Genomic DNA, 20,881 nt, shown 5'->3' with positions numbered 1-20,881 from the left:
CGTGGGGGTGGGTGTGGTTCAGGCGAGGTGGGACTCGATGGTCGCGATGATCGAGGGCCGCAGCTCGGCCGGGGAGATCACGCGGTCGACCGACCCGACCTCGACGGCGCGGTGGATGTTGTGCACCCCATCGAACTCGGCCGCGACCTCGGAGATCTTCTCGGCCCGCACCGCCGCGCGGACGTCGGCGAGCTCCAGCTGTAGGGCCGCCTTGTCCTCGGGCGCGGCGTCCCGCAGCGCGGCCTCCAGCCCCGAGACCCGGGCGTCGGACGCCGTCCGCTTGCCCACGTCTCCCGCGAACACGACCGCGGCAGCGGGGGCGCCGCCGATGACCGAGGCGTAGGAGCCCTCGATCGCGAGCACGGTCATCTTCTCGTTCAGGGTCTTGGAGAAGACCACGAACGCACCGCCGTGGTAGCGGGAGATCACGACGAAGACGATGGGACCGTCGAAGTTCACGATGGCCCGGCCGATCTCGGCGCCGTACTCCAGCTGCAGGTTGCGCATCGACTCGGGCGACCCGTCGAAGCCCGACAGGTTCGCCAGCACGACCAGCGGCCGGTTGCCGGAGGCCGCGTTGATGGCGCGCGCGACCTTCTTGCTCGACCGCGGGAACAGCGTGCCCGAGGTGAACGTGTCGGGGCCGTCGGTGGGCGGGAAGCCCGCGCGCACGACCGGCTGCGACTCGATCCCGATCACGCAGGCCGAGTGGCCGCCCACCCGGGCGTCCATGACCACGGCCGTTTCGGCGTCCGCCATGCCCGCCCACCGCTCGACGCGGGGGTGGTCCTGGTCGCAGACCGCCGCGATGACGGTGCGGATGTCGAAGGCCTTCTTGCGGTCGGGGTTGTGCAGCGGCGAGAAGATCTCGCCGACGGTGGCGAAGTCGGTGCCCACCGTGTGGGGGAAGTCCGACACGTCCCGGTCGACGGGGTCGGACGTCGCGGCCCGGCGCGGGCCCGACTCCCCCGCCGCGACGTAGGTCGCGTCGTAGTGGGACATCAGGATGCCGAAGGCGGCCACCAGGTTCGGCGCCCAGTACTGCGCCTGGCCGTTCGGGCCCATGACGCGGTCGTAGCCGCCGATGCCGAAGTTGTCTTCGGCGGACACGCCGCCGGAGAAGTCCAGCGACTGCTTGCCGGTGAGCACCATGGCCGAGTCGGGCGTCATGACCAGGATGCCCTTGGTGTGCATGAGCATGGTCGCCTCGGCGTTCCAGTACGGCTGGGCACCCACGTTGATGCCCGCGACCACGATGTTGATCTCGCCGCCGGCCTGGGTGAACTCGATGATGCGGCGCAGGGCGGCGCCGACCCAGTCCATGTTCTCGGTGCCGGAGTCCATCGAGATCCGCGCGCCCGAGGAGAGCGTGAACCACTCCACCGGCACGCCCATCTCCTCGGCGAGGTCGATGGCGGCGATGACCCGCGAGCACTCGGCCTCGGCGACCGCGCCCAGGCCCTTGGTCGGGTCGCCGGCCATGGCGATGCGGGTGACGCCCTCGGGGTGCAGGGCGGTCGGCGTGGTCACCTTCACCACGATGATCCCGGCCTTGTTGCGGCCCGGCTCACGGTCCACCTCCACGAGGCGGCCGGACGCGTCGAGGTCGAGCTCGACGACGCTGCCGCCCTTGCCGGCAAGCGTGGCCGACAGCTCGTAGGGGTAGACCAGCCCGCGGCGCTTGGCGCGCTGCACCTTGGTCGCGTAGTCGTCCAGCGGCTGCAGCGGCTCGGTCGGCGGCTCGCTGACCGAGGCCTGGACACCGGCGCCCGGGGCCGCGTGGAACCGGATCGCCATCGCGACCGCACCCTGCCCGTCGGGCCGGGAGAAGCGGCCCTGGCACAGGACCTCCTCGATGCCCGCGCCGTCCGACAGCGGCGTGATCTTGTGGCGCAGCGCGGCGATGTCCTCGAGGGCGAGGTCGATCTCGGGCCACACGTGCACCCAGACGTGGTTCATGTCGAGCTTCGAGCCGGCCGAGCCCCGGGCCGACCGCGTGCGGCGGATCGACTCGAGGCAGTTCTCGACCGCACGCTCGGCGTGGGGCAGGCCGATCAGCTTGCCCTGGTCGTCGCGCACCGCGGCGAGCTGGCGCACCTGCGCCATCGCGACGAGGCGGCGGTCGTCTGGGTTCGACTTCGCCACGCACTCGAACAGCAGCACGTCGCGGGGCGCGGGCAGGCGGGTGACGTCGAATTCGCGCAGGCGCCACAGGTCGAGCTGGCGCCCGGCCATCGGGTGCAGGCCGCGGATGCGCTCGTCCTCGGAGAGCACGCCCTCGTCGTCGAACCGGAACGAGCGGTACTCGACCTCGCCGCCGGCGGTGGAGATGCCCACCGCGACGCGGTGCACGTCGGCGTCCCAGCTCCAGGTCGACAGCGCGGCGCGCAGCTGCTCGCCGACGTCGGACGGGACCTCGTCGAACAGCACGTACAGCTCGACGACGGCCTGGGAGCCGGGCTCGCGGCGGCCGAGCTCGCCGGCCACGAGCCGGGCGAGGGGCCCGTCGGTGCCCATCTCGTCGGCGGTGCCGATCGTGCCGATGAACCGGGTCGGGCGCGACGCGATGCGGTAGTCGCCCACGACGACCGCGCGGCCGTCGACCGCGAACGCCGACACGTCGTCGAGGTCGTAGTCGCCGTAGTACTTGCGCAGCATCACCTCGAGCATCGGCTCGCGCTCGGCGATGCCGCGGCCCAGGCGCAGGGCGAGGTTGTTGACGGTCCACTCAGGGATCGCGGCGAGGCGCTGCACGCGCTCGTCGTGGTCGGGGGCGTCGAGGTCGGCGGCGAGGGCGTCCACCTCGGTCGCGATGCCGGCGAGCACGCTGGCGCGCTCGGCGTCCACCTGCGGCTGGTCGAACCAGCGGAACCGCACCGAGCGGGCGAGGTCACCGACGGCCGGGAAGCGCAGCTGCGTGGCGCGGACCAGCCGCTCCAGGTGGGCGCGCGCTGAGGCCGCGCGGTCGGCGTCCGGGGCGGGCTCGCCGATCCAGCGGTCGAGGATGCCGAGCACGATCGGCACGTCGCTGGCGACGCGCTTCTGGGCCAGGAAGATGCGGAAGACGGCCTCGGCGAGCTGGGGCGTCCGGTCGAGGGAGTCGACCCCGTAGTGGCCCAGCACGGTCGACAGGCGCGCGACGAAGGTCTCGGGCAGGCCGGCGCGCGCGGCGTCGAGGGTGGTCAGGTAGCGGTGGAAGTGCTCGCGGTCGGAGTGCACGCGCAGCTCGGTGTTGACCTGCTCGTTGACCGGCCGGTTGCGGTTGAGCACCGCGAGGTCGGCGAACAGCGCGACGAGGGCGATCTCGCCGGTGAGCACGTCGCCGCCCTCGGCCAGCGCCTCGTCGCGGGCGGCGAGGTACTGGGCGAGCGTGCGGGCCGACGGGTCGACGTCGTAGCCCATCAGGGTGGCCGACAGGTCGGCGCGCAGGCGGTCGGCGCGGGCGGTCGCGCTGCCGTTGGTCGGGGTCGGGGGCAGGTCGACGGACGCCGCGGGCTCGGCCTGCGCCTCCTCCTGGCCCTCGCTGACGGGCTCGAGCCGGACGAGCGGGGCCATCGTCTCGACCTGGGAGCCGGTCATGACGTGGAGCTCCTTGACGCGCGCGGTGAACGGCGCCGGGATGACGGTCTCCATCTTCATCGACTCCAGCACCACGACCGGGGCACCGGCCTCGACGACGTCGCCGACGGCGGCCGGGGTCGCGACGACGAGCGCGGGCGCCGGGGAGCGCAGCACGCCGCCCTCGTCGCGGGCGATGCGGTGGGTGACGTCGTTGACCTCGATCAGGTGGACCGGGCCGTGCGTCGCGGTGACCAGCCGGTAGCGGACGCCGTTCACGACCAGACGGGCGTGCACGTCGTCGAGGCGCTGCATCTCGGCGTCGCAGGCCTGCCCGCCGACGTCGACGCGGAACCGGTTCGGGGCGGTCGCGTACGCGGTGACCGTGTGCACGACGCCGCGCAGCTTCAGGTCGACCGTGAGGCCGGACCTGTGCTGCGTCTGCGGGCGGCCGCCGTGCGCGGTCTCGAGCAGGCGCTCGGTCTCGACCTCGGTGGCCTCCTCGTAGGCCTCGATCGCGGCGGCGACCAGGGCGACGCCGGCGTGGGCGTCGGCGATCAGGCCGCCCTCGGCGCGGGTGCGGTCGATCCAGCCGGTGTCGGCCCAGCCGGTCGCGCTCGGCACCGTCTCGTGGGCCTGGGGGGTCGGCGACCAGCGGTACTCCTCCTCGCCGGCGTCGGGGCCGATGACCTCGGGCTGCTCGAGCAACTCGAGGATGAAGCTCTTGTTGGTCGCGCCGCCCTCGATGACGACGGTGGTCTCGGCGAGCGCGCGACGGAGGCGGGCGAGCGCGACCGAGCGGCGGCGTCCGTAGGCGATGACCTTGGCGACCATCGAGTCGAAGTCGGCCGGGATGGTGTCGCCCTCGGCGAAACCGGTGTCGACGCGGATGCCGGGGCCCGCCGGCAGGTCGAGGCGGGTGATGCGGCCGGGGGCGGGGGCGAAGTCGCGGTCGGGGTCCTCGGCGTTGAGGCGGGCCTCGATCGCGTGGCCCTCCTCTGTCGGGCGCGTGGGCGGCAGCTTCTCGCCGGCCGCGATGCGGATCTGCGCCTTCACCAGGTCGAAGCCGGTCGCGACCTCGGTGATCGGGTGCTCGACCTGGAGGCGGGTGTTCACCTCGAGGAAGGCGAACTCGTGGCGCTGCGGCTGGTAGAGGAACTCCACGGTCGCGGCGCCCTGGTAGCCGACGAGGCGGGCGAGGCGCTCGGCGCTGCGGGCGACCGTCGCGACCTGACCGGGCGTGAGCAGCGGCGAGCGCGACTCCTCGATGATCTTCTGGTTGCGGCGCTGCACGGTGCAGTCGCGGACGCCGAGGGCCCACGCAGTATCCCCGTCGGAGATGAGCTGCACCTCGACGTGGCGGGCGCCGGTGACGAGCTTCTCGAGGAACAGCACGCCGCTGCCGAAGGCGCGGAGGGCCTCGTCGGAGGTGCGCTGGTAGGCGTCGGTCAGGTCCTCGGGGGTGTCGACGCGGCGGATCCCGCGCCCGCCGCCGCCCGCGGTGGCCTTGAGCATGAGGGGGTAGCCGATGCGCTGGGCGGCCTCGAGGGCCTCGTCGAGGGTGTGCACGCCGCCGTTGCTCCACGGGGCGACCGGGACGCCGGCCTCCTCGGCGAGCAGCTTGGAGCCGATCTTGTCGCCCAGGGAGCGCATCGCGTCGCCGCTGGGGCCGATGAAGGTGATGCCCAGCTCGGCCATGCGGTCGGCGAAGGCGGCGTCCTCGGCGACGAAGCCCCAGCCGACCCACACGGCGTCGGCGCGGACCTCGGTGAGCACCTTCGCCAGGAGGTCGTGGTTGAGGTACGGGCGCTCGGACGCCGGGCCCAGCGGGTAGGCCTCGTCGGCCTCGCGGGCGAACATGGCCGAGGTCTCGCCGTCGGTGTACAGCGCGATCGTCGTGATGGGCTCCGCGTCCCGCCACTCGGCGTTCATCTCCCGGACCGCGTGGATGAGCCGCATGGCGGCCTCGCCCCGGTTGACGATGGCGATGCGCTTGAACACAGATTCTCCTCACGACGAACACTCCCCGGGGTGGGGATGGTTCCGAATGTGTCACCGAACGTTGGCCCCACGCACATCGGACAGGCGGTTTCAGCGGAAGTTGCCCAATTCAACCGGCGCACGCCCAACCCCGCCCCCCGAATGTTGTGGAGACCCCACAAAGAGGCCCTCCCGGCCGTCGGCAACAATGGGCGCATGCCACCACGCGCGCGCTACCTGGTCTCGAATCCCTGCGAGGACGCCTGCGGGACCATCACCACCGACCGCACCCTCGAGGGAGCGCCCGTGTACCGGTGCCCCGGCTGCGATTCGGAGTGGATCGAGCTCGCCGAGCGCACCGAACCGGCCGACGAGCCGAAGCCCGCCTCGACTCCCGAGGAGACGTGATGGGCACCCTCTACGACACCATCGAGCCGAAGCTGGTCGAGTTCATCGGCCGCCAGCAGATGTTCTTCGTCGCGACCGCGGCACCCACCGGCCGCGTGAACGTCAGCCCGAAGGGGCTCGACTCGTTCCGCGTGCTGGGGCCGAACCGGGTCGCGTGGCTGAACGGCACCGGCTCGGGCAAAGAGACCGCCGCGCACATCGGGCTCGACCCGCGCATGACGATCATGTTCTGCGCCTTCGAGGGCAAGCCCTGGATCCTGCGCCTCTACGGCACCGCCCGCATGGTCCAGCCGCCCGACGCCGAGTGGGACGAGGTCGTCTCCCTCTTCCCGCCGCTGGACGGCGCGCGCCAGGTGTTCGTCGTCGACGTCGACTCGTGCCAGACGTCGTGCGGGTTCGGCGTCCCGCTCTACGACCACGTCGGTCAGCGCGACCTCATGCCGCAGTGGGCGGCGAACAAGGGACCGGACGGCATCGCGAAGTACCAGCGCGACAAGAACCGCCGCTCGCTCGACGGCTTCGACACCGACCTGCGCCAGGCCTGAACAGGCTGCCGACGACCGCTCACCCGTGGGCGTGGTCGTGGGCCGGCTTGGCGCGACGCGGGGTCGACGAGGCGGACGCCGCGGCCACCGCGCTGCCCACGGTCAGGGCCGCCACGCCCGTGGTCAGCGGCACGCTGAGCACCAGGCCGATGCCGGACCCGAGTGTGCGGACGATCTCCTCGGCGAAGGGTTCGGTGGACAGCAGCAGGTCCAGCGGCTGGCTGTAGAGCGAGAGCAGCACCAGCGTCGACAGGGCCGCGCCGGCGTAGGCGAACACGATCGTGTAGATGGTCGAGGCGATGTGGTCGCGACCGATGCGCATGCCGGCGGTGAACAGGTCCCAGCGCGAGAGGTGCGGGCCGGCGGCGCGCAGCTCCCAGACCGCCGAGGCCTGCGTGATCGTCGTGTCGTTCAGGACGCCCAGGCCCGCGATCACCAGCGAGCAGGTCAGCAAGGCCGTGAACGACAAACCCCTCGGACTGGCCCGCCAACGCGATCGTCTCGTCGGTGGACAGGCCGCTCAGGCGGGCGGCCCAGACCCCCAGCGCGCCCAGCCCGGCGGTGGCGAGCAGGCTGACCAGCGTGCCCACGAACGCCGAGGTGGTGCGCATGGAGATCCCGTGCGCGAGGTAGAGGACGGCGAACATGATCGCCGAACCGCCCACGAGCGCGACCGCCACCGCGGGGCGTCCGGTGGCGAGGGCGGGCAGCATGAAGCCGAAGAAGATCGCCCCGGCGACGCCGAGCCCGATCAGGCCGCGGACGCCCTTCCAGCCCGCCACCGCGATGACGACCACCACGAAGGCGAGCGTGAACAGGGCCAGGGGCAGCAGACGGTCGATGGTGACCAGCGCGTAGTAGGGAGTGCCGCCCTCGCCGACGTAGGCCGATGCTGCCCAGCCGGGCCGCGCGCGAGAGGTCGAGGTCGGCCGCCGGGCCGTGGCTGTGTCCTGCTCCCATGCGGGACAGTCTTGCAGGGGACGCGCCGAGACCCCGGACAGCTTGGATCTGCCGGGGCCTCGGGTGGGGTGCCGTCACGGGGTCAGAAGGCGGACGCCTTCGCCTTGTAGCCGGCCTTCGCGACCGCCGCGACCAGGTCATCGACGCTCTGGCGGGACGGATCGTGGTCGACCTCGATCCGCGAACTCGCGAAGTGCACCTTCACGTTCGACACGCCGTCGAGGCGTCCGACCTGCTTCTCGATCTTCGACACGCACGACGGGCACGCGAAGCCCTCGGCGCGCAGGACGGTGTGGGTGGGGTTCTGCACCTGGGTGGTCATGTTGTCTCTCCTGTGTTCGGGTTCGGTTCGATTCTCGGACGCCGCGGGCTCGGACGCCTTGACGGATGTCAAGCGACCCGGGCGGGCTCGCGCTCGGGGGCGCGGGTGGTGGCGGGGGCCGCCGTGCGGCGCTCGGGCTCGCGGCGCAGCAGGCGCATGGCGTTGACGATGACGACCAGCACGGACGCCTCGTGCACCAGCATCCCGACCGCCATGGTCACGCCGCCGAAGAGGACGCCGGCCAGCAGCGTGCCCACCACGACGAGGGCGATCACGATGTTCTGGCGCATGGTGGAGACGGTGCGCCGGGCGAGGCGCACGGCTTGCGGCAGCTTGAGCAGGTCGTCCCGCATGAGGGCGATGTCGGCGGTCTCGATGGCGACGCCGGTGCCGGCCGCGCCCATGGCGACGCCGATGTCGGCGGTGGCCAGGGCGGGGGCGTCGTTGACGCCGTCGCCGACCATGGCGACCACGTGGCCCTCGGCCTGGAGGCGGGCGACGATGTCGAGCTTGTCCTCGGGCAGCAGCCCGGCGTGCACCTCGTCGACGCCGACCCGGGCGGCGACGGCCTCGGCCACGCGCCGGTTGTCGCCGGTGAGCATGACGACCTTCCGCACGCCGTTGGCGTGCAGGCGGCGCACCATCTCGGCTGCGTCGTCGCGGATCCGGTCCGCCACGGCGACCACGCCGGCCAGGGTGCCGTCGACCGCGACCAGCATCGCGGTCCGGCCGGCCACCGACAGCTCGTCGACGAGGGCCGCGGCGGGGGCGGTGTCGATGCCCGTGGCGTCCAGCAGGGCGGGGTTGCCGACGTGGACGGTGACGCCGTCGAGGGTGGCGACGATGCCCTTCCCGGGCACCGGCTCGGTGTGCTCGGGCAGGCCGGCGATCGCCAGGCCGCGCTCGGCGGCGGCGTCGACGATCGGGCGGGCGAGCGGGTGCTCGGAGCCGGCCTCGGCGCGGGCGGCCAGGGCGAGCACCTCGTCCTCGGTGAAGCGGGGGTCGAGTGCGACCACGTCGGTGAGCTGCGGGCGGCCCTCGGTCAGGGTGCCGGTCTTGTCGAGCGCGACGGCCGAGATGCGGGCCGACGTCTCGAGGAACTCCCCGCCCTTGATCAGGATGCCGTCGCGGGCGCCGCGGCCGATGCCGGCCACGATCGAGACCGGGATCGAGATGACCAGCGCGCCGGGGCAGCCGATCACGAGCAGGGTCAGGGCGAGGTGGGTGTCGCGGGTGATCAGGCCGACGACGAGCGCCAGCAGCATGATGCCGGGGGTGTACCAGCGGGCGAACTTCTCCATGAACGTCTGCGTCCGCGCCTTGGCGTCCTGAGCCTCCTCCACGCGGTGGATGATCCGAGCCAGCGTCGTGTCGGCGCCCACGCCGGTGGCGCGCACCTGCAGGAAGCCGCTCGCCGAGACCGTGCCGGCGAACACCTGGTCGCCCTCGGTCTTCTCGGCGGGGATCGACTCGCCCGTGATCGACGCCTCGTCGATCGCGCCCGTACCGCCGATGACCACGCCGTCGACCGGGACCTTGGCGCCGTTCTTCACGAGCACGGTCTCGCCGGGCTCGACGGCTGCGGCCCCGACCTCGACCTGGACGCCGTCGCGCAGCACGACCGCGGTGTCGGGGGCCACGGCGACCAGCTCGGCCAGCGCCGAGCGGGTGCGGTTCAGGGTGGCGTTCTCGAGCGCCCCGCCGATCGCGAACAGGAAGGTCACCGCGGCGGCCTCCCAGAAGTCGCCCACGATGATGGCGCCCACGGCGGCGACCGTGACGAGCAGGTCGATGCTGACCAGCTTGGCGAGCAGCGCGCGGATCGCCTTGATCGCGATCGGCAGGCCCGCGACCACGCCGGCAGCGAGCATGAGGACGTCGGCGACGGGCTGGTTGCCGACGAGGTTCTCGGTGGCCAGGGAGGCCAGGATCAGGCCGCCCGAGACGGCCGGGACGCCCCACCGACCGTGGAGCCATGCGTGGATCTTGTTCATGTCCCTGACCGTACGAAGATCCGCGCCGCCCATCCTTGACGCCCGTCAAGTCCCCGTTCCACCCCTACGCTGGCACCGTGAACGAGCTCGTGGTCGACCCGGGTCCGGGCCTCCCCGACGGCCTGCGGATCCCCGCCGGCGAGCTCACCGAGCGGTTCGCCCGGTCCTCCGGGCCGGGCGGGCAGGGCGTGAACACGACCGACTCCCGGGTGCAGCTCGGGTTCGACATCGCCGCCAGCACCACCCTGACGGCGTCCCAGCGCACGCGGCTCCTGGTGCGCCTGGCCCACCAGCTGGTCGGCACCACCCTCACCGTGGACGCCTCGGAGCGCCGCTCGCAGTTCAGCAACCGCCGCGCGGCCCGGGAGCGGATGGCCGCCATCCTGCGGACCGCGCTGCAACCCCCACCCCCGCCCCGGCGTCCGACGAGGCCCTCAAGGGCGAGCAACGAGCGGCGCCTGGCCGCCAAGCGCATCCAGGCGGAGAAGAAGCAGCAACGCCGGTACCACGACGGGTGATTCTCTACTACTGTGTGTAAGAGGACCCATCCTGGATCACCCACAGGAGGACCCGTGACCCACGACACCCCCGCACGGACCGTGCCCCTGCGGCAGTTGCGCCTGCTCGGGCTCGTCGCCCCCCTCGTCTTCGTCATCACCCTGCTCAGCCTGCGCCCCTGGGTGATCGAGACGCTCGGCCTGCGCACCGGCCACCTCGTGCTGGGCACCGTCCTGCTCACCAGCGTGCTCGTCTTCGGCTGGGGCATGTACCGCCTCATCGACCGCACCCACCAGGCGGTGGTCGAGGCCGAGCGGCAGTCCGCCGCGCTCGTCGAGCGGGACCGGATCGCCCGCGAGATGCACGACAGCCTGGCCCAGGTCCTCGCGGTGGCGCACCTGCGGCTGCGGGCGCTCGAGACCCGGCCGTCCGTGGCCGGCGACGAGCGCGTACGCGCCGACATCGACGACCTGGCCACCCTGTGCCGCGAGGCCCAGCGCGACGTGCGCGAGGCGATCGTCGGGCTCAAGGACGCCCACCACCCCGAGCGGTCCCTCCTGGAGCACCTCGACGCGTTCGTGTCCGTGTTCTCGCGCACGAGCGGCATCCGGACCACCCTCCACGCCGACACCGCGGCCGAGCTCAACCTCTCCCCCGCCGCCGAGGTGCAGGTCATCCGTGTGGCGCAGGAGGCGCTGGCCAACATCCGCAAGCACGCCGGGGCCACCCACGCGGCCGTGCGGGTCACCACCCGCGACGGCCACACCGAGTTCGTCGTCGAGGACGACGGCGTCGGCTTCGACCCCGGGCACCCGCGCGGGTCCGACGGGTTCGGCCTGGTCACGATGCGCGAGCGCACCGAGTCGGCCGGCGGCACCCTGCACCTCGACGCCGCACCGGGGCGCGGCACCCGCGTGGTCGTCACGCTCCCGGACGCCGCCCCGGCCAGGCCGAACGCCCCGGCTCCCGCGCGCGTCGGGGAGGCCGTCGCATGAGCGAGGCCCGTTCCCGCATCCTGCTGGCCGACGACCTGCCGCTGTTCCGGCGCGCGATCGCCGCGCTCATCGACGAGCAGGACGACATGGAGGTCGTCGGCGAGGCCGACAACGGCGTGGAGGCCGTCGAGCTGGCCCAGGTGGTGAGGCCCGACATCATCCTGCTCGACGTCGAGATGCCGGTCATGGACGGCGTCACCGCCGCCGGGCGGCTGCGCGACGTGGTGCCGGGCGCGAAGATCATCATGCTCACGGTGGTCGACGACGACGAGCACCTGCTCGGGGCGGTGCGCCTCGGCGTGCACGGCTACCTCCTCAAGGACCTGCACCCCGACGAGCTGTTCGCGATGATCCGCGCCGCGATGCGCGACGAGTCCCCGGTGGCGCCCAGCCTGGTCGGCAAGCTGCTCGGCGCGCTGCGCGACACCACGACCCCCACCCCGGCGCCCGTCGCCGAGGAGGCGGCCCTGTCCGTGCGCGAGCTCGAGGTGCTTCGCCTGGTGTCGGACGGGCTGTCCAACAAGGAGATCGGGGTGACCCTGTCGATCACCGAGGGCACGGTGAAGAACCACGTCCACAACGCCCTCACCAAGCTCGGCATGGACAACCGGATCCAGGCGGCCGCGTACATCGTCCGCGCCGGTCTCGGGACGCCCCGGGCCTGAGCCCCGGACCACCCGGCCGGAGGGCGTCCGTGCCTGTCAACCCCCGGATGGCGCCCGGTACATGCCTGCGCTGTGCCCACTATGTACCCCCTGACGGATGGGCACCGACGCGCGTTCACGACACGATGTAGGAGACAACGGGTGCACTGACGTGCGCGAGAGGAGGGAGGCCCGATGGCCAAGCAGCGCAAGCCCGGGATCATGGGCATCCTGACCAGCTTCAGCGGCATCGCGATCACCATCGCCGGCGGCCTGGTCGGCATCCTGCTCGGCATCGCGGTCTTCACGTTCGGCTACGCGGGCGGGTGGGCCTACCTGGGCAACGACCCGCAGACCTGCAACCAGTGCCACGCGATGAACGAGCAGTACAACGGCTGGCTCAAGGGCAGCCACAAGAACGCCGCCACGTGCAACGACTGCCACTCCCCGCACGACAACATCATCCACAAGTACGTGAACAAGGCCGACAACGGCTTCTGGCACGCGCTGAAGTTCACCACCCGCGACTACCCCGAGAACATCAAGATCCGCGAGATGAACCGCGAGATCACCCAGGAGGCCTGCCTCTACTGCCACGGCAACCTGGTCGACGACATCTCCGAGCCGCGCAAGTTCGCCACGACCGTCGGTGCCCACAGCACCCGGATCGACTGTCTCCAATGCCACGCCGAAGTCGGACACATGAGGTGATCGATATGCAAACCGAGAAGAAGAAGGACCGCCGGCTCCTGATGGCCGGGGTGTTCCTCGTCGCAGGGGCCCTGGTCACCGTCGGCATCGCCTCGATGCTGATGAGCGTCTTCGAGCGGCGGGCGGAGGGTGAGAACCCGTACTTCCGCATCGCCGAGCTCAGCGAGACGACCTACGACTCGGCGGTGTGGGGCCAGAACTTCCCGCTGCAGTACGAGGGCTGGCGGTTGACCTCCAAGATGCCGGCCGACGAGCAGGTGGCGCAGACGCCCACCGCCACCGACCCGCGCACGGTCAAGGCCAAGAGCAAGCTGGCCCACGACCCGCGCCTGGTCACCATGTGGCAGGGCTACGCCTTCGCGGTCGAGTACAACGAGCCGCGCGGCCACGCCTACATGCTCGAGGACCAGCGGCTGGTCAAGCGCGTCCAGGACCCGTTCAAGCAGCCCGGCGCCTGCCTCAACTGCCACACCTCGCTGCCCGAGGTCGTCGACACGCTCGGAAACGGAGACAGGGACGCCGGCTGGGCGGCCATGAACAAGATGCCGTACGCCGAGGCCACCGAGTTCGCCAAGCACCCGGTCGGCTGCATCGACTGCCACGACCCGCAGACGATGAAGCTCCGCGTCACCCGCCCCGCCTTCGAGGAGGGCATCAAGGAGTACAAGGCCGGCCAGGGCGTCGCCAACTACGACGTCAACACGATGGCCACCCCGCAGGAGATGCGGAACTTCGTGTGCGCCCAGTGCCACGTCGAGTACTACTTCAAGGGCGACGAGAAGACCCTCACCTTCCCGTGGGACAAGGGCCTCACCGCCGACGACGCGCTCGCCTACTACGACGAGGTCGGCTTCAGCGACTTCACCCACAAGCTGACCGGCGCCCCGGTCGTCAAGGCCCAGCACCCCGACTTCGAGACGTTCAGCCAGGGCGTCCACGCGAAGTCCGGCGTGACCTGTGCCGACTGCCACATGCCGTACCAGCGCGAGGGTGCCGCCAAGGTGTCGAACCACCAGATCGCCAGCCCGATGCGCAGCGACGCGACGATCAACTCCTCCTGCCTCACGTGCCACAGCACCACCGAGCAGGCCATGCGTGACCGCGTCGCCGGCATCCACGACACGTACGAGCAGACGAAGAACGTCGCGTTCGACGCCCTCACCGCCCTGATCTACGACATCGAGGCGGCGAAGAACGACGGGACGGCGACCGACCGCATCGAGGCCGCCTACGGCTTCCAGCGCAAGGCGCAGTTCTTCCTGGACTACGTGGTCTCCGAGAACAGCCGCGGCTTCCACGCCCCGGCCTACACCAACCGGCTCCTCAACGACGTGACGGACGCCTCGCGGCGCGGCCAGATGGCGCTCCGCGGCGTGACCTACGCGCCCGCTGGACCGGCCGAGTCCGTCCCCGACGGGACGTTCCCGGTGCCGCTGGCTCCGAACAAGCAGGGCTGAGCCCGGCCGTTCGGCAGCGGACGGGGGATGGGGAGGGTGACCCCATCCCCCGTCTCGCTGAGTACCCCCATCCAGCCCCATGAGAGGATGCCCCATGACCCCACGCGAGGAGCCGGTCGACATCTTCGACCGGGAGGAGTTCCCGGCCGAACCCGCCCGTCCCGCCCCGACGGCGGCGCGCGGGGCCGGGGCCGAGCCCTCGGCGTCCGACCTCCTCGACGACGACCTCACCGCCCCCGCCGCCGCGCCGAAGCTGCGCCGCCCGTGGCTGTACGCGCTGCTGGGCGTGCTGATCGGTCTGGGGATCGCGTGGGTCATCTTCAACCAGGGCCAGGCCAGCCAGATGCCGCCCGACCACCCTGCCGTGGACGCCGCGGCCGCCACCCCGACGCCGGTCACCCCCGAGCAACTCGCCGACCTCAAGGCGAAGGTGGACGCCGACCCGACGAACAAGGACGACCGGCTGGCCTACGGGGTGGCCCTCTTCGGCGACGGCCAGTTCGAGGCCGCCGAGGAGCAGTGGCTCGAGGTCACCCGACTCGCCCCCGAGGACCCGGGGCCTTGGTACAACCTCGGCTTCCTCTACCTGAGCCTCGACCCGCCGGACGCCGACAGGGCCGAGCAGGCGTGGGGCAAGGTCGTCGAGCTCGTGCCCGGGACCAGCATGGCCGCCACCGCCCAGCAGCTTCTCGACCGCCTCGACACCAGCCTGCCCACCGCCTCCCCGAGCCCGACGCCGGGCGGCTGACCGGGGGCCGGGTGACAACTGTCACCCGGAAGTCATGACGACGCCCCCTGATCGGCAGCGGCCGATCCGGCGAGGCTTGAGCCATGACGAACAGCACCCCCGCCATCAGCCTCACGGGACTGACCAAGCGCTTCGGTTCCCTCACCGCCGTGGACGCCCTCGACCTCGAGGTGCCCGCCGGCCAGATCCTGGCCCTGCTCGGCCCCAACGGCGCCGGCAAGTCGACCACGACGGAGATGGTCCTCGGGCTGACCAAACCGGACGCCGGCACCGCCCGCGTGTTCGGCGCCACCCCCTCCGAGGCGGTCCGGGGCGGCGACGTCGGCGCCATGCTGCAGAACGGCGCCCTGCTGGCCGAGACCTCGGTCGGGGCCATGCTCAAGCTGGTTCACGGGCTCCACGCCCACCCGCTGCCGCTGGGCGAGGTCATCGAGCGCACCGACGTCGCCGGCCTGCTGCGCAGCAACGTGGGCAAGCTGTCCGGCGGCCAGGCCCAGCGCGTCCGGTTCGCGCTGGCGATCATGGGCGACCCGCGGCTCCTGATCCTCGACGAGCCCACCGTCGGCTTCGACGTGGACGCCCGCCGCCGCTTCTGGGCCACGATGGCCGACCTCACCGCCGGCGGCCGCACCGTCGTGTTCGCCACCCACTACCTCGACGAGGCCGACGAGTTCGCCGACCGCATCGTCGTCCTGAACTCCGGCAGGGTCGTCGCCGACGGCACCGGGGCGCAGATCAAGGCCGCGGTGGGCGGGCGCCACGTCCGGTTCGCCGGCCCCGACCGTGACTGGACGGCCCTGCCCGGCGTCGTCACCGCCCACCGCGACGGCGCGACGTGGCAGCTCGCCTGCTCCGACTCCGACGCCGCCCTGCGCGCCCTGCTCGTCGACCCCTCCGTCCGCGACGTCGAGGTCACCGCCCCCCGCCTCGAGGACGCCTTCCTCGAACTCGTCGCCTGACCCACCCACCCCCACCAGACCCAGGAGAACCCACCATGACCGCCATCGCCCTCCCCGCCACCGAGGCCCGGACGACCACCCCCACGCGCACGCGCCGCGGCGCCGGCGTCCGGCACTTCGCCCACTACCTGCTGCACAGCTGGCTGATGACGTTGCGCGACTGGTCGTTCCTCGCGTTCATCATGGCCATGCCGGTGACGATCTACCTGTTCTTCGCCGGCATCTACGGCGACCAACTCAGCCAGGGCGGCGTCGAGGTGGCCGCGATCATGATGGTCACGATGGCGACCTACGGCGCGCTCGGCGCCGCGATGAGCGCCGGCAACCAGATCACCAACGAGCGCTCGACCGGCTGGTTCCGCCAGCTGATGGTCACCGCGCTGAGCCCCACCCAGTTCATCGTCGCCAAGGTGCTCGTGGCGATCGGCGTGGTCATCCCCGCGATCGTGGTCGTGTTCCTCGCCGGCGCCGTCCGTGGCGTCCGGATGCCCGTGGAGACCTGGCTGGCCTCCGGTTCCCTCGTGCTGCTGTCGCTGCTGCCCATGGTGATCCTCGGCCTGACGCTCGGCCTGTGGCTCAAGCCCGCCGCGGCGGGCGCCGCCACCACGCTCGTGATGCTGGCGCTGTCGATGCTGGGCGGCCTGTGGTTCCCGCTGGAGATGATGCCCGAGGCCATGCAGACCGTCGGCAAGCTGCTCCCCTCCTACTGGGCCGGACGCATCGGCACCTGGCCGCTGGTCGGCGGCGACTTCCCCACCCAGGGCGTCCTCGTGATCGGCACGTGGGCTGTGGTTCTGGTCGGCCTCGGGGCGCTGGGCTACGGTCGGGCCGTGCGCACCTCGCGCCGCTGACCCCAGGAGCACCCGGTGACCACCCAGCCCGACCTCTCGGCCCCCGCGCACGACGCGGGGGCCGACGGCCTGCCCTGGTGGCGGCGCGGCCTGGCCCAGGGCGCCGGCTACTTCCTGCCCAGCGGGGCGTTCGTGCTCGTCCCGTTCCTCTTCTCCGAGGGCTGGACACCCCGGACGTGGGCCCTGGCGATCCTCGCCGCCGTGGCGCTGCTGGTCTTCTTCCTCGGCACGACGGTGGTGCTGCACTGGTCGGAGACCCGGCGCTGGCTCTGGTTCGCCGGCCTGCTGGGCGCCATCGCCGTGCTGGGGTGGGTGACGGACGGCGACGCCCGCCCGGCCTACTTCGCGGCTTTCGCCACGGCGTCCGCCGCGGTGCTCATCGCGTGGCGGCACGCCCGGATCGTCATCCCCGCCCTGTCCCTGCTGGCGCTGGGCTGGTCGCTGGTCCGCGGGGACGCGTTCGGCGTCGTCATGGGGATGATGGCGTTCGGGATCGGCTGGGGGATCGGCTCCTCCATCGACGCCGAGCGCACCAAGGTCGCCCTGCGCCGCGCCGAGGAGCGCACCGCCGTGCTCGCCGTCGCCGCCGAACGGGAGCGCATCGGGCGCGACCTCCACGACATCCTCGGCCACTCGCTCACCACGATCGCCGTCAAGGCCGACCTCGCCCAGCGGCTCGTGGGCCGCTCCGACGATGCCGCCCGAGCCGAGATCGCGTCAATGGCCGACGTCGCCCGCCAGGCGCTGGCCGACGTCCGGGCCACGGCGTCCGGCATGCGCGAGGTGCGCCTCGCTGCCGAGGTCGCCGCCGCGCGCTCGGTGCTGGACGCCGCCGGGATCGAGTGCCGGACGCCGTCCGCGCTCCCCGTGCTCGACGACGCCCGCTCCGAGCTGTTCGGCTACGTGGTGCGCGAGGCCGTCACCAACGTCGTCCGCCACGCGGGCGCCTCGGTCTGCAGGATCACCGTCGACGACGCCGCGATCACGATCACCGACGACGGGCGCGGCTTCGACACGCGCTCCGGCCGCACCGGCCTCCGCGGGCTGGCCGAGCGTCTCGACGCCGCCGGGGGACGCCTCGACGTCACCTCCTCGGACGCCGGCACCACCGTCCACGCCGCCCTCGAACCCCGGGAGGAACCGTGATCCGGATCGTCGTCGCCGACGACCAGGCCCTCATCCGCTCCGCGCTGGCCACCACCCTCGACCTCGAGGACGACCTGGAGGTCGTGGGCCAGGCGGGCACCTGCGCCGAGGCGGTGGAGGCCTGCGCGGCGTCCCGGCCCGACGTGGTGCTCTTGGACGTGCAGATGCCCGACGGCGGGTTGGGGGTCGAGGACTGCATCGACGCGATCCCCGCGCTCCGGGCCGGTGCGCCGGACGCCCACGTCGTCGTGCTCACCACGTTCGGACGCCCCGGCTACCTGCGCCGCGCGATGGAGGCGGGCGCCGTCGGATTCATGGTCAAGGACGCCCCCATCGACCGCCTCCTCGAGAGCATCCGGCGGGCCGCGACGGGCCTGCGGGTGGTCGACCCCGACCTCGCGGCCGCCTCCCTGTCGATCGGGGCGTCCCCGCTCGCGGAGAAGGAGGCGCTGGTCCTGGCCGCCTCGGCGGGCGGCGCCTCGACCCACGCGATCGCGCAGTCGGTGCACCTGTCGGAGGGCACCGTCCGCAACTACCTGAGCTCCGCGATCGGCAAGCTCGGGGCCCGCAACCGGGCCGAAGCCCTGCGGCTCGCCACGGAGAATGGCTGGGTCTGAGCCCCGCGTGGGGTAGAAACGGCCCATGAGGGCCCTCACCGCGGACGAGGTCCGCGGCAGCTTCGTCAACGCGACCGAGCCCGAGCTCGAGCGGCTGGAGCTGCCGTGGTGGTTCGACGCGACCCTGTGGGACACCCTCGACTACCTCGGGTGGGTCGACCCGGCCACCCCCGAACGCGGCCACCTGGTCGCCGAGACCTCCTTCGGCGTCGTGGGCGTCATGCTGCGCCTGCCCAAGAACCGCCCGCGGGGCCGCCGGGCACTGTGCAACCTGTGCTGGACCCAGCACCCCGGTCAGGGGGCCCTGCTGATGGTCGCCCGCCGGGCCGGGCGGGCGGGCCTGAATCACAACACGGTCGGCACCTACATCTGCGCCGACCTGGCGTGCTCGTTGTACCTGCGCGGGCTGCGCCGCGCGGTCGGTGGTGGCCGGATGCCCGAGACCCTGGACGAGGACGCCCGGGTGCGGCGGCTCACCGAGAACGTCGAGGACTTCCTCGCACGCGTCGTGGACAGCGACGCCCCACGACCGGTTTGAGCAGGAATCTCCAACTTTCGTACCAGCCGGATGGCACCTTCAGCCGATCTGTGGGCAGGGGTCGCGGCGTAGGGTCAAGATGGACGCCCGAGAAGTCGGGCGCCTTACGTGGGGAGTCCACCATGAAGTCCGCACTCGCATCGATCATCGCCGGGGTCGTCCTCGCCGCCGGTGTGCCCGTCCTCGCCGTGCAGCAGCAGGCACTGCCGCCGTGGTTCTGCAAGCTCCTTCCGCCGCTCTGCTCGCGCAACTGAGACCCGTCACCCACCCCTGACCACCGAGGCCCTGACTCATCGAGTCGGGGCCTCCGTGCATTCCCGTCCGAGGCCGGCACCAACACCCCCGGCCTGGTGTGACCCAGCCCTGACATGCGGAAGCGGGGCCACCCCGACTCGCACAGGGGGCCCCGCTCCCTTGGGCCGTCAGTCCTTGAACTGACGGCGCGGGCTCGGGGGTGTTCTCTTCGCCCACGGGGGGAGGACGGTCAACGAACAGCCCACGACGAGCCCCATCATTGCTCCCACGGCCCCGGAGGTCCGGGCGTCGCCAACCAGGAGGCCTACCAGCAGCCCGAGCACCCCGCCGGCCGCGATGGCGGCGACGACGACGAGATCGGATCGCAGTGTCATGGTGGGGGTTTTCTCCTGGCTGGCCACGGGGCTGTGGGTGCGACACCACGCTAGCCCGCCCACCAGCGGGGGGAATCGGGGGAAAGTGCCGACCACCTCGCACGAAAGTACGAACCCACCGGCACCCGGCGACGTGGGACACTGACGCCATGACGGAGCCCGCCCCCGCGACGCCCCGCCCCGCCCGGCGCTTCCCCCGCTGGGTCGCGCGGCTGGGTCGCAGCGGTGTCCCCGAGGCGATCGTCGGCCTGTTCGCCTACATGTACAACGAGGCGTTCCCCAGCATCGACGGGAACCGCACCCTCGCGGAGGCGATCGTCGACTTCCTGCTCTGCTTCTTCGCGGCGCTCACCGGGCGCTGGCCCCGCGTCGGGACCCTCGGGGTGGCCGCGACCCTGATCGCGCAGGTCTTGGTCTCCGACAAGCTGTCGGTGACCGTCTTCGCGATGTTCGTCCCCATCGTGTCGAACGGGGCCCACGGCCGGACCGTGCTGCGCGACATCGCAGCTCCCCTGTACTTCGCGCTGGCCATCGTCAAGACGATGCCGCTGAACGACACGCTCGGCGACCAGCTGCAGACGGTGATCATCTGGGCGGTCTTGGTGGGCCTGGCCTGGGGCACGGGGCGCACGATCCACCGCCTGCGGCGCGAGGGGCAGGAGCAGGCCGAACTGCGCACGGCGGCGCTGCGCAGCCAGCGCCGCAGCATCGCCCGCGACCTGCACGACACGGTCTCCCACGCCACCACGACCATGATCATGCGCGCCGAGCAGATCAAGCTGCGGGTCGGGGACGACCCCCAACTCACCGAGGACCTCGACTTCATCATCGCCACCGGCCGACGGTCGGTCCGCGACCTGCGCGGCATGATGGAGACCCTGCGCCGCAACGACCCCGAGCTGGACCTCGAGCAGAACACGCCGTGGCGCCTCCTCACCGTCACCGACGTCATCGCCGAGCGGCAGGCCGAGCTCGCCGCCCACGGCCTCACGCTGCAGGTGACGTCCGACGCCGACCTGGACTCGCTGCCCAGCTCGGTGCGCGAGACCCTGGCCAAGCTCGTCGTCGAGGCGACCTCGAACATGGTCAAGCACGCGGGCAAGGGTCCGTGCCGGTTGATCGTCGAGGTCCAGGACGACACGCTCGAGGCGGTCTTCACCAACCGTCTGCGGGCCGGTCATCGCCAGGACGGGGGGCGGCTGGGCCTCGGGCTGGTCGGGGCGGCCGAACGGGTCCGGGCCATCGGCGGCGAACTGGAGGCGACGGCGGCCTCGGGGACGTGGATCCTTCGCGCGCAACTCCCGATCGGAGAATAATGGTG

20 protein-coding genes and 1 pseudogene are annotated in these 20,881 nt (G+C 72.2%); 15 read left to right on the top strand and 6 right to left on the bottom strand.

Annotation, left to right across the window (positions count from 1 at the left end; translation table 11 throughout):
- Nucleotides 1-18: 18 nt before the first annotated feature.
- Nucleotides 19-5,559, bottom strand: coding sequence for a carboxyl transferase domain-containing protein (locus H5397_RS18720; protein WP_182814781.1), 5,541 nt, complete (start codon nt 5,557-5,559; stop codon nt 19-21).
- 195 nt (nt 5,560-5,754) lie between these two features.
- On the opposite strand from H5397_RS18720, the gene H5397_RS02750 reads away from it, so the two are divergent.
- Together H5397_RS02750 and H5397_RS02745 are read left to right on the top strand one after the other, a co-directional pair.
- Nucleotides 5,755-5,946 (top strand): hypothetical protein, encoded by a 192-nt coding sequence (locus tag H5397_RS02750; RefSeq protein WP_182814780.1) that lies wholly within the window; start codon nt 5,755-5,757, stop codon nt 5,944-5,946.
- Complete coding sequence (locus H5397_RS02745; RefSeq protein ID WP_182814779.1) at nt 5,946-6,491, top strand: pyridoxamine 5'-phosphate oxidase family protein; 546 nt, start codon at nt 5,946-5,948, stop codon at nt 6,489-6,491. Before H5397_RS02750 ends, H5397_RS02745 begins: the two co-directional genes overlap by 1 nt.
- 19 nt (nt 6,492-6,510) lie before the next feature.
- Here H5397_RS02745 and H5397_RS02740 read toward each other — a convergent pair whose 3' ends face one another.
- The 4 genes and pseudogenes from H5397_RS02740 to H5397_RS02725 all read right to left on the bottom strand — a co-directional run bounded on the left by H5397_RS02740 (nt 6,511) and on the right by H5397_RS02725 (nt 9,767).
- Entirely contained in the window at nt 6,511-6,960 is a 450-nt protein-coding gene (locus tag H5397_RS02740; protein ID WP_182814778.1) for a YibE/F family protein, read from the bottom strand.
- 70 nt (nt 6,961-7,030) lie between these two features.
- Nucleotides 7,031-7,273: pseudogene (locus H5397_RS19030) on the bottom strand (YibE/F family protein); the annotation flags it as partial.
- A gap of 260 nt (nt 7,274-7,533) precedes the next feature.
- A complete protein-coding gene (locus H5397_RS02730) occupies nt 7,534-7,773 on the bottom strand; it encodes a heavy-metal-associated domain-containing protein (protein WP_182814777.1) in 240 nt (79 codons plus the stop codon).
- Between the two features lie 68 nt (nt 7,774-7,841).
- Nucleotides 7,842-9,767: a cation-translocating P-type ATPase gene (locus H5397_RS02725; RefSeq protein ID WP_182814776.1), complete on the bottom strand. Its 1,926-nt coding sequence runs from the start codon at nt 9,765-9,767 to the stop codon at nt 7,842-7,844.
- 77 nt (nt 9,768-9,844) lie between these two features.
- Between H5397_RS02725 and arfB the strand changes: the two genes are divergently transcribed.
- The 12 genes from arfB to H5397_RS17890 all read left to right on the top strand — a co-directional run bounded on the left by arfB (nt 9,845) and on the right by H5397_RS17890 (nt 19,185).
- Nucleotides 9,845-10,285: an alternative ribosome rescue aminoacyl-tRNA hydrolase ArfB gene (arfB, locus tag H5397_RS02720; RefSeq protein WP_182814775.1), complete on the top strand. Its 441-nt coding sequence runs from the start codon at nt 9,845-9,847 to the stop codon at nt 10,283-10,285.
- A 54-nt stretch (nt 10,286-10,339) separates the two neighbouring features.
- On the top strand, nt 10,340-11,260 hold the full coding sequence (locus H5397_RS02715) for a sensor histidine kinase (RefSeq protein WP_182814774.1): 921 nt from the start codon (nt 10,340-10,342) through the stop codon (nt 11,258-11,260).
- Nucleotides 11,257-11,925, top strand: coding sequence for a response regulator transcription factor (locus H5397_RS02710; RefSeq protein WP_182814773.1), 669 nt, complete (start codon nt 11,257-11,259; stop codon nt 11,923-11,925). The genes H5397_RS02715 and H5397_RS02710 overlap by 4 nt, the downstream gene beginning before the upstream one ends.
- A gap of 174 nt (nt 11,926-12,099) precedes the next feature.
- Complete coding sequence (gene nrfH / locus H5397_RS02705; RefSeq protein WP_182814772.1) at nt 12,100-12,615, top strand: cytochrome c nitrite reductase small subunit; 516 nt, start codon at nt 12,100-12,102, stop codon at nt 12,613-12,615.
- A gap of 5 nt (nt 12,616-12,620) precedes the next feature.
- Nucleotides 12,621-14,072, top strand: a complete 1,452-nt coding sequence (locus H5397_RS02700) for an ammonia-forming cytochrome c nitrite reductase subunit c552 (RefSeq protein WP_208091015.1) — start codon at nt 12,621-12,623, stop codon at nt 14,070-14,072.
- Nucleotides 14,073-14,166: 94 nt separating this feature from the next.
- On the top strand, nt 14,167-14,820 hold the full coding sequence (locus H5397_RS02695; RefSeq protein ID WP_182814770.1) for a hypothetical protein: 654 nt from the start codon (nt 14,167-14,169) through the stop codon (nt 14,818-14,820).
- Nucleotides 14,821-14,903: 83 nt separating this feature from the next.
- Nucleotides 14,904-15,779 carry an ABC transporter ATP-binding protein gene (locus H5397_RS02690; RefSeq protein ID WP_182814769.1) on the top strand — a complete coding sequence of 292 codons (876 nt, stop codon included), beginning with the start codon at nt 14,904-14,906 and terminating at the stop codon, nt 15,777-15,779.
- Nucleotides 15,780-15,814: 35 nt separating this feature from the next.
- On the top strand, nt 15,815-16,630 hold the full coding sequence (locus H5397_RS02685) for an ABC transporter permease (protein WP_182814768.1): 816 nt from the start codon (nt 15,815-15,817) through the stop codon (nt 16,628-16,630).
- Between the two features lie 15 nt (nt 16,631-16,645).
- On the top strand, nt 16,646-17,776 hold the full coding sequence (locus tag H5397_RS18715) for a sensor histidine kinase (RefSeq protein WP_182814767.1): 1,131 nt from the start codon (nt 16,646-16,648) through the stop codon (nt 17,774-17,776).
- Complete coding sequence (locus H5397_RS02675) at nt 17,773-18,393, top strand: response regulator transcription factor (RefSeq protein WP_182814766.1); 621 nt, start codon at nt 17,773-17,775, stop codon at nt 18,391-18,393. The genes H5397_RS18715 and H5397_RS02675 overlap by 4 nt, the downstream gene beginning before the upstream one ends.
- A 25-nt stretch (nt 18,394-18,418) precedes the next feature.
- Nucleotides 18,419-18,931 carry an FBP domain-containing protein gene (locus H5397_RS02670; RefSeq protein WP_182814765.1) on the top strand — a complete coding sequence of 171 codons (513 nt, stop codon included), beginning with the start codon at nt 18,419-18,421 and terminating at the stop codon, nt 18,929-18,931.
- Nucleotides 18,932-19,053: 122 nt separating this feature from the next.
- Nucleotides 19,054-19,185, top strand: a complete 132-nt coding sequence (locus tag H5397_RS17890; RefSeq protein WP_255438561.1) for a hypothetical protein — start codon at nt 19,054-19,056, stop codon at nt 19,183-19,185.
- 168 nt (nt 19,186-19,353) lie between these two features.
- On the opposite strand, the gene H5397_RS02665 is transcribed toward H5397_RS17890, so the two are convergent.
- Nucleotides 19,354-19,560 (bottom strand): hypothetical protein, encoded by a 207-nt coding sequence (locus H5397_RS02665; RefSeq protein WP_182814764.1) that lies wholly within the window; start codon nt 19,558-19,560, stop codon nt 19,354-19,356.
- Between the two features lie 149 nt (nt 19,561-19,709).
- Between H5397_RS02665 and H5397_RS02660 the strand changes: the two genes are divergently transcribed.
- Nucleotides 19,710-20,876, top strand: a complete 1,167-nt coding sequence (locus H5397_RS02660) for a sensor histidine kinase (RefSeq protein WP_182814763.1) — start codon at nt 19,710-19,712, stop codon at nt 20,874-20,876.
- Nucleotides 20,877-20,881 lie beyond the last annotated feature (5 nt).

Source organism: Propioniciclava sp. MC1683 (assembly GCF_014164675.1).
GTDB lineage: Bacteria > Actinomycetota > Actinomycetes > Propionibacteriales > Propionibacteriaceae > Propioniciclava.
The sequence above is the reverse complement of the archived record's forward strand: the minus strand, read 5'-3'. Positions and strand labels throughout refer to the sequence as shown.

Excerpts from the sequence above, each read along its gene's own strand:
- H5397_RS02750 (WP_182814780.1), top strand. The coding sequence starts at position 5,755 with ATGCCACCACGCGCGCGCTACCTGGTCTCGAATCCCTGCGAGGACGCC.
- H5397_RS02700 (WP_208091015.1), top strand. The coding sequence starts at position 12,621 with ATGCAAACCGAGAAGAAGAAGGACCGCCGGCTCCTGATGGCCGGGGTG.
- H5397_RS02670 (WP_182814765.1), top strand. The coding sequence starts at position 18,419 with ATGAGGGCCCTCACCGCGGACGAGGTCCGCGGCAGCTTCGTCAACGCG.
- H5397_RS02725 (WP_182814776.1), bottom strand. The coding sequence starts at position 9,767 with ATGAACAAGATCCACGCATGGCTCCACGGTCGGTGGGGCGTCCCGGCC.
- H5397_RS17890 (WP_255438561.1), top strand. The coding sequence starts at position 19,054 with ATGAAGTCCGCACTCGCATCGATCATCGCCGGGGTCGTCCTCGCCGCC.
- H5397_RS02695 (WP_182814770.1), top strand. The coding sequence starts at position 14,167 with ATGACCCCACGCGAGGAGCCGGTCGACATCTTCGACCGGGAGGAGTTC.
- H5397_RS02745 (WP_182814779.1), top strand. The coding sequence starts at position 5,946 with ATGGGCACCCTCTACGACACCATCGAGCCGAAGCTGGTCGAGTTCATC.
- H5397_RS02730 (WP_182814777.1), bottom strand. The coding sequence starts at position 7,773 with ATGACCACCCAGGTGCAGAACCCCACCCACACCGTCCTGCGCGCCGAG.
- H5397_RS02660 (WP_182814763.1), top strand. The coding sequence starts at position 19,710 with ATGACGGAGCCCGCCCCCGCGACGCCCCGCCCCGCCCGGCGCTTCCCC.
- nrfH (WP_182814772.1), top strand. The coding sequence starts at position 12,100 with ATGGCCAAGCAGCGCAAGCCCGGGATCATGGGCATCCTGACCAGCTTC.
- H5397_RS02665 (WP_182814764.1), bottom strand. The coding sequence starts at position 19,560 with ATGACACTGCGATCCGATCTCGTCGTCGTCGCCGCCATCGCGGCCGGC.
- H5397_RS02710 (WP_182814773.1), top strand. The coding sequence starts at position 11,257 with ATGAGCGAGGCCCGTTCCCGCATCCTGCTGGCCGACGACCTGCCGCTG.
- H5397_RS02685 (WP_182814768.1), top strand. The coding sequence starts at position 15,815 with ATGACCGCCATCGCCCTCCCCGCCACCGAGGCCCGGACGACCACCCCC.
- H5397_RS02690 (WP_182814769.1), top strand. The coding sequence starts at position 14,904 with ATGACGAACAGCACCCCCGCCATCAGCCTCACGGGACTGACCAAGCGC.